The following is a 13,405-nucleotide window of genomic DNA, read 5'->3' as shown; positions in this document are numbered from 1 at the left end:
AACCACATCTTTGTAAGTTGGTGTGAATATTAAAAGATTATGTTAAAAACTAAGGAGGTGTTGCATCATGTCCAGACCTCTAGGTGAATCAGCATTTGAAGAGACTACTATTGAAAGATTAAAAAGAATTGGTTATGAGTATTTTCATGCTCAAGAATTGTTTCAGCGTGGGGAACGTGAACAATTACAGGAAGTAGTATTATTTAATAGGTTTGAAGCCTTCATAAAGAAGGCTTACCCTAATATCCCTGATCAAGAAATTAGACGTTTAATAAGCATTATTACATCTCCAGATGGTGTGAATTTAATCCAGAGAAACCAAGTATTTCACCAAATGTTGGTTAAGGGAGTGGAGTTCACTTATGAATTGAACGGTGAACCTTTTACTCCTCACATTTTTCCGATAGATTGGAATTTCCCTGAAAACAACGATTTTTTAGTTGTGAATCAACTTTCAATTGAAGGAAGAATGTCTCGTAGACCCGATATTGTTATATATATTAATGGGCTTCCGCTCATTGTGTTTGAATTAAAAAATCCCAATAGTGAAACTGCAACCGTTAAGGATGCTTTTACACAAATACAAAACTACACTTATGATATTTCACAACTTTTTAACTACAATGCGTTCACGGTTGTTTCAGATAATGTGGAAACAAAGCATGGAATGCCTTTTGCTGATTATGATTTCTTTGCTTCATGGAAATCCATTGACGGAAGAAATGTAGATAACAATCGGGCTAATACAATGCGTACATTAATAGAGGGTCTATTCCCTAAGGACCGTCTGTTGAACTATATTCGCAACTTTATTGTTTTCCTTAAATCAGGGGACAAAACAAAGAAAATAGGGGCAAAATACCACCAATTTTTTGGGGTTAATTTTGCAGTTAAGGAAACAGTTCGTGCAACAAGACCAGAGGGAGATCGCAAGATTGGTGTTATGTATCATACGACTGGCTCAGGTAAGTCATTGAGTATGCTTTTCTTTGCAGGAATATTAAGCAGACACCCTGAACTGAATAATCCTTCTATTGTAATCCAAGTGGACAGAAATGATTTAGATGAACAATTGTATGATACTTTCGTTGAGGGTGAGTCATTAATTGGTAAGGTTGAACGGGCTAGCAGCACTGAAAAATTAAGAACGATACTTAGAGGTGAAGCCACCCCTGTTGTCTTTTCTACTATAGAAAAATTTCGATTAAAAGGTGAAGAGACACAACACCCTGTACTTTCAGAACGGAGGAACATTGTTGTAATTGCAGATGAGGCACATCGTACTCAGTCAGGATTTGAAGGTGGTTATGCTGCACAATTGCGTTTTGCACTTCCAAACGCCTCTCATATCGGCTTTACAGGAACACCAGTAGATTTTGTAGGAAACAATACTGAAGAGATATTCGGACATACTATACATCGTTATGACATGGCACAGGCAGTTGCTGATAAGGCAACATTACCAATATATTATGAAAGCCGACTCATACCGCTTGATTTAACAGCAGAGGACATTGATGAGCAATTCGAAGATATATTTGTAGATAATGGTGAAGGTGACGAAACAGAAGGTTATAAAAGAAAATGGGCCGCTTTAGAAAAAGTTGTGGGAACTCCAAAACGGCTCAAACGCCTTGCAAACGATATCGTATCACATTTTAATTCAATGGCCAATCCTTTTCAAAAAGCAATGATTGTATGTATGAGCCGCCAAATTGCTGCTGATTTATATAATTGTTTAAAAGAAGTAGAAGGTTGTCCAAAAATGGAAGTAATTATGACGGGTGATGTATCAAAAGACCCGCGTGAATGGCGAGAGATCCAAGAGGGCAGCCAATATTCACATATTAAGTCTAAGAAAGAACAGGAAGACGTTAAGGCTAAATTACGGGACCCTGAAGACCCACTTAAATTTGTTATAGTAGTAGATATGTGGTTAACAGGTATGGATGCACAGCCGCTTTCTTATTTATATGTTGATAAGCCTATGAAGGGTCATAATCTAATGCAGGCCATTGCAAGGGTAAACCGTGTTTTTCCCGGCAAAGAAGGTGGAATTGTTGTTGATTATATAGGCATTGCCACTTCCCTAAAGGAGGCAACCCATAAATATACAACAGGTGGAGGCAATGGGAACCCTGCATATGATATTACTGAGGCTATTAGAATTTTTAATGAGAACTTAGAATCTGTTAGAAATTATATACCTTCTAATATAGTGATAGACGGTTGGAGGCATAAACCCCAAATAGATAGAGAAGATTTTATAGCAGATATAGTAAATGTTCTATTAAACAGTGATACAGAAGATTATATACAGTATGCAACAAAATTAGAAAAATCATATCAACTCGTTAAAAATCAGCAAGAAGTAATGGTACTTGCTGATGAGGTTACTCTATATCTAATGTTAAAGGCTCAACTACGAAAGCACTTAAGACCTCCGGGTGGAAATGGGGGAGGGAATAAGACATTAGAAGAGCAACTGTCAGCATTATTGGATCAGAATTTACTTGCTAAAGAAACGGTAGACATATTCAAAGTTGTTGGAATCGAACGGCAAGATATTAGCATTCTTGATGAGCAATTTTTGGCCGATTTATCAAAGAAAGAACATGAGGATTTACGGTTAAAACTATTGAAAAAACTACTTGAGGACAAGATAAAAGTCACATTTAAGCAGGGTAGTCCACAGACTAAAACGATGCAAGAGTTGTTAGAAAAAACTCTAACTGAGTACCATAATCGTGTCATTCAAGCAGCAGATGTTGTTCGAATGATGATAAAGATGCGAAAAGAAATGGAAGAAGAAATGCGCAAAAGGCAGGACTTAGGCTTGTCAGAGGAAGAAATTGAGTTTTATAAAGCAATTACTTCAATGGAGGATGCCGCTTTTTCAAACGAGTACTTAGCCAACTTAATACACAGAGTAGTTAATGAGTTAAAAAAGAAACTCGATGTTGATTGGACTAGCCCACATCGCCAAGATGTTTATGCAAAAGTGAAACTTGCTGTCAAAATGGTATTAATGAAAGAGAAAGTTACTGGACAACAACTTCAATTCTTAACTAATAAGTTTATGGAGCAGGCTGAAGAACAGTATAAAGGCTGGCCAATGGACGCTTAAATAGAGTTATAAAATGAAACAGATACCACTCAAACTCTAGGTATCTGTTTTCTTTTAGATTTTCCATTCATGAAATGATATATGAAGTAGAAGAAATATAAAAGGTGATCTAAATGATAAAAACTAATAATATAACAATTGAGCCATTTGAGTTATCTGCTTTAGAACAACTCTCAAAAATTATCGGTGATAGGTATACTGGTTCTGGAATTACGAATTTTTTTCATAAAGCAGGATTCACAAAATATCAGCATGATGGAACAACCAAGTGGAGATTTGTTTACGAAGTTTTACAAGATATTCAAAGCATCTCTTCAGGTCAATATCATATTGTAAAAATTATTCAAGTATTATGTAATCCCCAAGAATACATAAATAATGGCGATTATCATGAAGAAATTGTTGGACAAGTAAACGAGATAATAAAGTTTTATGGTCTAAAAATAAGTTTAGAGACTGGTAAAATTGTTTATACAGGCAAAAAAGACACTAGTTTAAATCGAAATTCACAAGAAGTAAAAGCATTTGATTCAAGGAATTATCATGAGGAGATTCGTAAACATGGAAGGGATCTTTTTGCTGAAGGAAGATATTTTCACGCAGTCTTTGAATGCTGCAAGGCATTTGATAAGTTTGTAGCAGAAAAGGCTAAAATAGATAAACATGGGTCAGATTTAATGAGTGCAGCATTATCAATGAAAGGTAGTTTAAAACTTAATAAACAAGTAACTGAAACAGATCGCAATGAGCAAGAGGGTATTATGCACCTTTGTATGGGTGTTATGAGGGCAATTCGTAATCCTAAAGGGCATGAATTAGCCCTAGAATGGCCGATTGAAGTCAAGGATGCTCTAGATATTCTTTCTTTGTTAAGTTTCTTATTTCGCCAAATAGACAAGTCTGTTTATTGGGGTTAATCCTCTGGGAGATTGAGGAAGTAGATTATCAATTGCAAATTTTTAAGTATAAAGACTTTCTTAGCAAGCCGAGTAATTTAAAGGGCTTGCTATTTTTATATAATCTTTAGGCTAATGAAAGTAATAGAATGGAAATGTGCTAAAATTAGAATGAAAATCCTGATATTAATATGTTTTGAGGTGTTTCCTTTGATAGGTAAGAAACCAAAATTTATAGATTCCCCGTATTTCGTAGGAGAACCGGGCAATTGGCACTTAAAGCCAAATGCACCTAAAGAGGTAATAAAAGAATTCAATAAGTTCATGAAAGAAGATAATCCTGAACCACCAAATAAACAAACAGAGGTACTAGAACTAGATTATAGAGCACTCTATGATATTGAAACGTACCTATTCGATTCTGTACATATTAAATTTAAAGAACAAGGATATTTAAGCGCTCCTGATTTTTTCTTAATTGTCATTTGGAAATCAAACCGATCCAAATCTAAAGTAGCAAAGCGAATTTTAGAAATGGGTTATCCAAGTCTACAGGATGCTGTTAAATCAATTACGGCTGAAGTTAATTTGTTGAATGATCCTAAGCAGAGATTAGAATATTTAATGGCAAACTGTGGATTTAGATTGCCGATGGCTAGTGCTATTTTAACTGTATTATTTCCTGATTCCTTTACTGTCTATGATGTTAGAGTTTGTGATGTTCTTCAAGAAAATGGATATCGTTATCATAGTTTAACGGATAGAAAGTTTTCTGAAGGATTATGGGAAGAATACATGGATTATATTTATGCTGTTTCAACTATCGCTCCAGAAGAATATACTTTAAGGGACAAGGATAGATATCTATGGGGAAAATCTTTTTATGATCAGTTAATAACGGATATTAGCAACAATTTTAAAGTATACAATGAGGGTGAGTAATGAATATCGGTACGAGAAAGACAATAGATAACGCTATAAAAGAAATCTGGTCCAATAATATTAAATATGACTATAAAAACTTTAGTTTACTTAAGGAAGATACACTGAAGAATTCGTTTTATTTTCACCTAAGAAACAAATTGACTGATAGGTTTTTAGAAGAAAATAGGCTCAAAATATATACAGAATATTATCATGATGGATTACGAGCAGATTTAGTTATAGCACAGTTATGTGAAGAACCCGGCCTTAATGGACATTTAAGAAATGATGTAGTAGATATTTTAGCAGTAGTTGAAATGAAATATAAATATGACACTAATGAAGATCCTTTTAAAAAAGATATTGTGAAAGTGAAGAACTACATTAGAAATCTAGAGTATAAAAATTGTCTGTACTACTTAGCGTTTATTCATGAGGTTGTGAATCCTGATAATGAATATTCATGGCTGACACAAAGAGACTTAAAGTGGGCCAATGATAAAGTAACAGAACTTAATGGCTATTTTATTGAAGGAAATGATGAGCCCGTATTCCAAATTATTTCATACTAATTATCCATAATTTATGAAGTAAGAAAAGAATGTGGTGAAATGTCCGAAACACTAAAAGAATTATCGTATATGGCAGTATTAAGAGACGGAAAAGACCGTCTCTTTTATTTTGATAAAAAACAAGGAAAGAACATACGATCGTTTAATAAACTATATGTAAATATTTTACTAAGGAATAGGGAGGATAAACTAATGATAAAGGGAAAAGACAAAAATAAAAGCCTAGATTATGTAAAGGCATTTCATAATGATTATGTTATAACGATAGGCAGGCATCCCCGCTTTAATTGGGTCACTCACACGGATAAGGATTATATGTATTTCTTATATATCACCCGTACAGAGAAGAATTTTGTCGGTAAAAATACAGCACATGTTGGGAAATTCAATGTTCTATGTCACCAACAAACATTCTACGATTATCACCGTTTAATGTTAGTCATTGAACCAATCTTAAGTGAATATATCTTGGAGAGTGAGAAAATTTTTAAGATATGTATGCTTGTGCAGGAATTAGAATACCAAAGTGAAGACCCGCTACACCAAGAAGCGAGTGGAGAATAACAGTAGGGAATATCCTACTGTCTTTTTTTATGGGGGTAATTTGTAATCCAAAGGGACATGAACTAGATATTCTTTCTTTGTTAAGTTTCTTAATCTCACCAAATAGACAAGTCTGTTTATTGAAGATATACTTCTACTTTGGAATATCAGCAACCCATGTAACTTCTTTTTTAATAGAAAAAGAGTGGGTTTTCCCCACCCTTTAAATTCGTCCTTTTTAAATATGATTAAATTTAATTGAAGAAAACTGCTGAGAAGTACTTAATTTATTGTATTGTAATTGCTTGCTGCTCTTTTGTTTTAATAAGTATCTCTTTAATATTCGACAATTCAATATAGGAGAATATTTCTTTTATTAAGTAAATCCTAATATCCAGATAAGACTCTAATGTTTCGGCTGATACATTAACCATGATTTCTTTGTCAGATTTTAACCAATTCATATTTAGTTCATATGTATTCGGGTAATTTTCATGAGTGCCAAGTATCCGGCCTCTTGTCACTTTAATAATGCCATTTTTCTCTAGTTCCTTTATTTGATTCATTGCTGTGCGTACTGCACATCGTGAAGCCCTGCTTATCTGTTCGTATGTCATATAAAATTTTTTATCTTTGTCCTCAAACCTCTTCGAATGAATGAGGAGTACGGTAATAATGTTGTGTAACTTTTTAGGATATTGATAAATAGTCAACATTTCGGATCTAGAGATTGAAATCTCTGTCTTACTCTTAAATAAAATGACATTCTTTTTATACACTAAATCTACAATTCGGTTAATTTCTTGATAGCACGTTTTAATAGGTGTTTTATAGAGAATTGGATTTTGATTGTCCATCCAATCTTTAAGTAATAGATAACATTCACTTTTTTGTACTTTAAGTGTATTAAAATAAATCGCTAGTTTACAAAGAGCAGCATTCCGGGTTCCAGATTTCTTTAATCCTTCATTATATAATTTTTCTAAAGTATTAAGATTTTCTTTAGATAAATCAAAATTAGAAAAATCAACATTAACACTATTTTCCTCTAAAAGTTTTCCCTTTGAAAGAGATTGATCTATTTCAACATCAGGGAGGTCATTGATTAAATCACCTATAACCTGAGCATCTATAGGTTCTATAGATAAAATAAAATCTAAGGAACGGATAGGCATAAAGTTCTCTTGGACATCAACATACCAGCAAATATTATCGACCTGATTCTTGTTTTTAAAGTTGATACTCAAGGGGAGTTTTAAACCTTGAGTAGGTGATGGCCTTTTTTCAATTTGTCCCTCTATATTTCCACCAAGGAGATTAAGTGTTGATTTGACCGCTGCATCATAGAGTTTTTCCATATATTTATATGGAATCTCCTTTGAAAAGTAAATATCAACATGATATCCCTTAGTCCCGCTCCAACTTGTATAGATTTTATCGGTGGGGATTCCCAAGTTGCTTAAAGATTCATAAAGAGCCAAAACCACTCTCTTTGCCTCTGTTTTATCGGGGACATCTACATCAAATGTCACAAATTTTGTCAGATTTTTTCTACAAAAAATACCGTAAGTATTTTCTCGCATTAAGTGGGACTTTAAAAATCCATCGTGCAAAGGTTTATGTCTCTCTTTTTCGTATTGATTAAACGTTTGATAACCATTGCCATCATTGTTTTGTTTGATATACTTGTACCTTACTGTGATGAATAATTCCTTCATTTTGTTCAAAATCTCATTATTTTCTTCCAAAAAACCACGTCCTTTCTGAAATATCATTCCTCCCTTAGAACAATTGTTTAAGGCTTATTATTTTTATAACATAAATGGGGAAAAACCAGATTGATATGTTGCAAAATAATTGTGACGAGTTTTGTGAAAATGAGAAATACCTATATATTAATGATATTCTCCTTAAAAACCTTAAAAGCATTTAAAACATATAAATAAGTTATTGTATGTCTATAATTTTCAATTACTACAATTCATATTAAAATGGTTTATTTATAAGTTCATTAGAAATGCAGGTGGAGAATGATTTACTACGGCAAGGATTGTGTCCTTGCTTCTTTTTATATACAAAAATCTCTAACAATATCTATATTGATAACAAAAATAAAAAAGGTTTTCACTTTTCGAAAATGAAATTATAAGGTAGTAAAACCTTTGAAATATAAGGTTTTAGAATAAAGAAAGGAGATGATTTGAATGGGGAAATTTGAATATAACGTTCATGATTTGATTGAAATAAATGAAGCCTTCAATAATGCTGCAAGTGTTTTATTTCACAACCTTAATAAGCATGTATACCTTGAAATAATAGATAACGAAGGTGATAAGAGGTGTTTTACCCTCAATAAGAGAGATTTTAAGGCAATTCAAGTAGACTTCTTTTCAAGTGTATTAAATGATATTATCCTAAGTGGTTTAGATAATGAACTGGAGATGAACGTTAAATTTAATCCAAACTTAGAACATTTTCCTGTGGAGATTATTTTTACCTATCAGGGATCAATCCACGAACGATACATTTGTAACTTTAGGGAATTAGCATTTATTTATAGTGCATTAAAAAAACAGAAAAGAAGTGAAACTATCTAACCCTGCTTTTATAAGGTTTCATAGATAACCTAATTTGTATTTTGTACTGTTGATAGGGGGGATTTTATGAAACAGACAGAAACTAAAGTCCCGTCTATTTTGGCTATAGATGCCTCTTTAACTTCCTCAGGAATTGCTATCACAACCTTCAGTAAAGAAATTATTAGTCTCCATACGATAAAAACCAGTGCTGAAAACCATATTGAACAGAGAATTCTATTTGTTTATAAGACCTTACTGAAGATAATAGAAGAACATAATATAAAACTATTATTAATAGAGAACAATTATACGGGAGGGAGCAAGGAAGTAAATTGGGTCATAGGAATTATTTATTTATTGGCAGCAGAAAAAAGGATACCAATAAAGTCATATGCACCCGCTTCTATAAAGAAGGCTGTAACCGGAAATGGTAGGGCAAATAAAAAGGAGATAAAACTTGCTATTCAAAAGATATATGGCGAACTAAAAACAAATGAACATGTTCGTGATGCCTTAGGGCTTGTGCATTGTTATTGTATTAAGAAGTCTGAGGTCAAAACTGAATAGATTACTAATTACTCAAGAGTAGACCTAGCGTTTACTCTTTTTTAATTTTGTAAATAATACCAATAAAGGAGTGGTTGTCTTGTATAAACACGATATACATAAATCATTTACATACTTATTTTTCTTTATGATAACGATATTTATTCTTATTCCAACTGTTCCTATATCTTTTCAAGTTGACGAATTCACCTACATGAATGCCCTAATATTTTCAATTATTGGCTCAGTTTGTTTTAGCGAAATATATCTTGGTTTACACGAATCAATTAAGGATAAAGGATTTCTTGCTTTTTTTGTTCGATACCTATTTATTCTCCCTGTTTTTGCTATCAACTCTTCCATAGTCCTATTGGGTAACTGGTTTGCAATGCAGCATAAAATATTGGATACATTAAATTTTACTTGGTATACCGTGGTTAGTGGTTTTATATGGCTAATTAGTTTCCATATGGCAAAGTTTGTTCCAAATCTTCCAGCAATAATATTTAAAAAAAAGGAGCAATAGCCCCGCTCCTTTTCAAATGTCAAAATATAAAGGATTGTGTCTTTTAATACTTTTTATTTGGCCCTGACTGTATTCTTAGATCGACGTATAATAATAGAATACAAATAAATTTAGGTGATTAGGGGGGCGTTCAATATAGAAATACTTATACCTAATAAAAAGATGAGGCTGAACACTCATTTATTTAATTTCTTATGTAGACTTTTTGCTATCTTATTGTTTGCCCCTTTAACCTTACAATTCTGGGATAATAGTTTTATGACATACTTTATTATTGCATACCTGACTATGCAGGCTGGGGGTTACATCTATAAGCGTATGTATATTCCAACGTATCACTATGCTGTCTATGAAAATCATAATAACGATGTAATGCCTCCAATATTTTCTTGGATTATGCTTACATTAATATTATTTGTTTCATTGGTATCTGGGGTAATATTATTTTTTCGAGGAAACGGCGTATTTTCTACTTTTTTAATGCCATTCTTTTTCTTCATGGGAGCAATTTGCTGGAACCTTGTCATTTATACTGTTATGGCAGAATTAAAAGAGAGGTGATTCAAATTGCAAAATTCCAGTGAACACAATCAACTAATTGTGAAAGATATTAATTCGAATATACGCTTTATTTCTGTACTGTTTATATGGTCTATTCTTTTTTGTTTTATTGGTTCCATTATATTATATCCAATCAATTATTTAACTTTAAAGATTACCCCAACTTACTACTTTTTATCATTTGCTACAGTGTTTATTAGTAGTGGTGTTCTATTTCACCGATTCTATTTATATATGTACGATCATGTTGTAGTCTTAGCAAATAATCAAAATGAAAGATTTTGGAATGTAATTGCTCTTATTTTGTTTAACTTAACTGGTCCATTCGCTGGGTTATTAATTTATCTGTTTACAGGAAACCTGATTTTTGGGGGAATTACAGTTTTAGTTTATTTCTACGGTTCTGTGAGTTGGTATATACCTCTTAATCTTATAAGGAAGGAACTTAAGAAAAGAAGAGAAAGAATCTATAATACGGTCTTCTTAGACGAGAACGGAAATAAACGGCTTTATTTCAAGATTTAAGATTGGGTAATACTATGAACAAATACTAATGATTATTAACCCTTCTGAAAGATCAGTAATTATTAATTTTATCAAGGATCTAAGAGACATTAAAAAATTTTTTTAAAAAAAGAAGGGATTTACCGATACAAAATGAAATAAACAATGTCAGGATAAATCATTCCCCTTAGATTCTTCTGACAATGTCCTCTAATTCTTTTGCCGCTTTCTTGTGTTTACTTCTATTTTGATTTGTAATAATAATACACAAAAAAGATCAAATGGTTTTAATAACTATTTGGTCTTTTCTTAATTTTATAGAAGAGATGGAAGACTTATCATAATGGGGAATTAGTAAAACTTTACTAATGAAAATAATAAATTCAATGCCCGAAAAAAATCCATACATATAAGTGAAAATAGTGGTTTATTATCAAGAAAAGTGAAAGAAAGCGAATAAATTAGAAATTCAATAACATTTATTTATTTGGGCATTAAATGGCGATATTCAATGCTTTTTGTCTGATTTTAAAGTTGTGCCGTTCTACTAAGCAAGTCAATTTTCGGATCAGACATGCACAATTTTTTAAAGGTTTATTCTCCTAAAAGTTTAATAGATGATTAAAAAGTTTCACTTAAAGGAGAGTACTCATGACTGATTGGGAACAATTCACAGAATGGATAGAGCATTTAGGGACAGGTTCTAATGTAACACTATATGTAATAATTTTTTTTGGGGGGGTTTTACTTTGTATGAATGCTATAGTTGAAAGGGCATTGATAGATAATATAAAAAGTTTAATTATCTCAAAGTATATTTTTAATTATTGTGTGCTTTTTCTTCTTGTTGGGAGTATTATTCTTGGTTTAACCCTTTGGGATGGGTGTATTTGGTAATTAGAAATACTGTTAATTGTAGTACCTTTATGAGTATAAGAAAGCCTAAAATACGTAGGTAGTGCATAAAAACCTGCATATTTTAGGCTATATTATTCCTTATTGTGTTAAACCACCCGTTAGGGAAGATTCAAATTAACTTTTAATGCTATTAATATATTTTGTAACATTACCCAAACAGCAACTGCCTTGTGGATTGTTTACCTCACAACCACATCGGTTTTCCTTTATGTTTTCTCTAATATGTTCAATTGGATTATGTGAAAGTTCTTGTTTTACATATTTCTCAATTTTCCCTTTTGTCCAATCAAAGCAATAGCAAATAGGTGTTGTTACATAGTCATCTTTTTGATGTACTGCTACCTTTATGTCAGATGCAAGATACTTCTTTTTATCGGCATCAAAATAAACTACATCACACTCTTTACTTGAACAGAAATAGTGATTTACATTCGCATTTAAAGTTTCTAATGCAGTTGGTTTAAGTAAGGACTTTAGTGTAATCAACTTTATGTTTTTTGCTTTATTATTACAAGTTGGACAAACACCATCATTTTCTATTTTTACTTCATAAACCTTACTACTACAACAATCCATCATTCTCCCACCTTTATTTATTATTCAGTACGGTTTCAATAATAGGACATTCATGTAGAGATTTTTCATCAGGACAACATTCTTTTAATTTCATTAGCATGGATTCAATTCGTTTTAAATTTCTAATTTTGACTTGTACTTCATCAATTTTTAGGTTTACAAAGTCATACATATCCCTACATCTTTCACTATCTTTATCAACAACTCCAAGTAATTTATTAATTTCTGCTAAAGAAAATCCTAAGTCTTTCATTCGTTTGATAAAGTTTATGCGATTAACAGTATCATCTGTGTAAACCCTATATCCAGAATCTGTACGGGATGGTTCAGAAAGTAATCCCATCTTTTCGTAATATCTAATTGTTTCTTTATTGACACTACACTTTTCAGCAAGTTCACTGATTTTATATTCCAACTGAATCCCCCCCATATAAATTATAAACCCTGTACCATAGTACAAGGTAAAGAGTATTTTAAAATTATTTTTATTGAACTTAACCGCCCCATTAGGAAAAATCTCTCCGTTATTTCAGGACTAATTTCCTGTTACTTTTTTGAGGAAAATATACCTTATTACTTGAAGATGATTAGATGCGCGCTATAATCATCATCATCAAAAACTGGGGTGATTAAGTGGAAAGATATCTTGGTATTATAACTGACGAAAGTGACCTTGAAAGTTATAAAGAAAGTATGAGAAACTTCGCAGCAAAAGTTAATAAAAAAATAGATGTGATTTTATTAACGGAAACAAATACTATAGAAAAATTTATAAAAGAAAATCATGAGAAATATTGCAGAGTCATTTTTTATGATTATGAGGAACTTAATAATATTAAACAATTGCAAAACGTCTTTTTGCTTTGTCAAGACTATAATTTAGAACTGTCGATTATTAAACAGGATATCCATTCTGATGTTGCGGTAGAGTTGTCATATCTTCTGCAGGTTATATAATAGGTAGGAGTAGAAATCGTTTAAAGACCAGACATTAATTTTGTCTGGTCTTTTTAATTAATATTCATTTTATTTTTTCTGAATAAATTCGCCACAATTATCTTTTAACATACTGACCTTGTCTTTTTCTTATTATGTTATAACAAATATAAGCCAAAGAGATTGGCAAAATGAGA

At 32.0% G+C, this 13,405-nt stretch carries 13 protein-coding genes; 10 read left to right on the top strand and 3 right to left on the bottom strand.

Annotated elements, in window-relative coordinates:
- Nucleotides 1-67 precede the first annotated feature (67 nt).
- The 5 genes from ACFVAD_RS17170 to ACFVAD_RS17150 all read left to right on the top strand — a co-directional run bounded on the left by ACFVAD_RS17170 (nucleotide 68) and on the right by ACFVAD_RS17150 (nucleotide 6,083).
- Nucleotides 68-3,127, top strand: a complete 3,060-nt coding sequence (locus ACFVAD_RS17170) for a type I restriction endonuclease subunit R (protein ID WP_386642724.1) — start codon at nucleotides 68-70, stop codon at nucleotides 3,125-3,127.
- Between the two features lie 113 nt (nucleotides 3,128-3,240).
- Nucleotides 3,241-4,044 (top strand): TIGR02391 family protein, encoded by an 804-nt coding sequence (locus ACFVAD_RS17165; RefSeq protein WP_386642721.1) that lies wholly within the window; start codon nucleotides 3,241-3,243, stop codon nucleotides 4,042-4,044.
- Nucleotides 4,045-4,233: 189 nt separating this feature from the next.
- The gene (locus tag ACFVAD_RS17160) at nucleotides 4,234-4,965 is read left to right on the top strand and encodes a hypothetical protein (protein ID WP_386642718.1); all 732 of its coding nucleotides are present in this window, start codon (nucleotides 4,234-4,236) and stop codon (nucleotides 4,963-4,965) included.
- Entirely contained in the window at nucleotides 4,965-5,519 is a 555-nt protein-coding gene (locus ACFVAD_RS17155; RefSeq protein WP_386642715.1) for a hypothetical protein, read from the top strand. The genes ACFVAD_RS17160 and ACFVAD_RS17155 overlap by 1 nt, the downstream gene beginning before the upstream one ends.
- Nucleotides 5,520-5,711: 192 nt before the next feature.
- The gene (locus ACFVAD_RS17150; protein WP_386642712.1) at nucleotides 5,712-6,083 is read left to right on the top strand and encodes a hypothetical protein; all 372 of its coding nucleotides are present in this window, start codon (nucleotides 5,712-5,714) and stop codon (nucleotides 6,081-6,083) included.
- A gap of 266 nt (nucleotides 6,084-6,349) precedes the next feature.
- Here ACFVAD_RS17150 and ACFVAD_RS17145 read toward each other — a convergent pair whose 3' ends face one another.
- Nucleotides 6,350-7,837 carry a TOTE conflict system archaeo-eukaryotic primase domain-containing protein gene (locus ACFVAD_RS17145; RefSeq protein WP_386642709.1) on the bottom strand — a complete coding sequence of 496 codons (1,488 nt, stop codon included), beginning with the start codon at nucleotides 7,835-7,837 and terminating at the stop codon, nucleotides 6,350-6,352.
- A gap of 429 nt (nucleotides 7,838-8,266) precedes the next feature.
- On the opposite strand from ACFVAD_RS17145, the gene ACFVAD_RS17140 reads away from it, so the two are divergent.
- The 4 genes from ACFVAD_RS17140 to ACFVAD_RS17125 all read left to right on the top strand — a co-directional run bounded on the left by ACFVAD_RS17140 (nucleotide 8,267) and on the right by ACFVAD_RS17125 (nucleotide 11,675).
- On the top strand, nucleotides 8,267-8,659 hold the full coding sequence (locus ACFVAD_RS17140) for a hypothetical protein (protein ID WP_386642706.1): 393 nt from the start codon (nucleotides 8,267-8,269) through the stop codon (nucleotides 8,657-8,659).
- A 66-nt stretch (nucleotides 8,660-8,725) separates the two neighbouring features.
- Nucleotides 8,726-9,208: a crossover junction endodeoxyribonuclease RuvC gene (locus ACFVAD_RS17135; protein WP_386642703.1), complete on the top strand. Its 483-nt coding sequence runs from the start codon at nucleotides 8,726-8,728 to the stop codon at nucleotides 9,206-9,208.
- A gap of 79 nt (nucleotides 9,209-9,287) precedes the next feature.
- Nucleotides 9,288-9,713 carry a hypothetical protein gene (locus ACFVAD_RS17130; RefSeq protein WP_386642700.1) on the top strand — a complete coding sequence of 142 codons (426 nt, stop codon included), beginning with the start codon at nucleotides 9,288-9,290 and terminating at the stop codon, nucleotides 9,711-9,713.
- 1,716 nt (nucleotides 9,714-11,429) lie between these two features.
- The gene (locus tag ACFVAD_RS17125; RefSeq protein ID WP_386642697.1) at nucleotides 11,430-11,675 is read left to right on the top strand and encodes a hypothetical protein; all 246 of its coding nucleotides are present in this window, start codon (nucleotides 11,430-11,432) and stop codon (nucleotides 11,673-11,675) included.
- Between the two features lie 135 nt (nucleotides 11,676-11,810).
- Here ACFVAD_RS17125 and ACFVAD_RS17120 read toward each other — a convergent pair whose 3' ends face one another.
- Both ACFVAD_RS17120 and merR read right to left on the bottom strand, forming a co-directional pair.
- The gene (locus ACFVAD_RS17120) at nucleotides 11,811-12,275 is read right to left on the bottom strand and encodes a putative iron-sulfur cluster-binding metallochaperone (RefSeq protein WP_386642695.1); all 465 of its coding nucleotides are present in this window, start codon (nucleotides 12,273-12,275) and stop codon (nucleotides 11,811-11,813) included.
- Between the two features lie 10 nt (nucleotides 12,276-12,285).
- Nucleotides 12,286-12,687 carry a mercury resistance transcriptional regulator MerR gene (gene merR, locus ACFVAD_RS17115; RefSeq protein WP_386642692.1) on the bottom strand — a complete coding sequence of 134 codons (402 nt, stop codon included), beginning with the start codon at nucleotides 12,685-12,687 and terminating at the stop codon, nucleotides 12,286-12,288.
- 218 nt (nucleotides 12,688-12,905) lie between these two features.
- Between merR and ACFVAD_RS17110 the strand changes: the two genes are divergently transcribed.
- Nucleotides 12,906-13,229 carry a hypothetical protein gene (locus ACFVAD_RS17110; protein WP_386642689.1) on the top strand — a complete coding sequence of 108 codons (324 nt, stop codon included), beginning with the start codon at nucleotides 12,906-12,908 and terminating at the stop codon, nucleotides 13,227-13,229.
- Nucleotides 13,230-13,405: the final 176 nt, after the last annotated feature.

Origin of the sequence: Sutcliffiella sp. NPDC057660, from assembly GCF_042800035.1 — a bacterium.
GTDB lineage: Bacteria > Bacillota > Bacilli > Bacillales > Bacillaceae_I > Sutcliffiella_A.
Note: the sequence above shows the minus strand (reverse complement) of the source record. Positions and strands in the feature narration are given on the sequence as shown.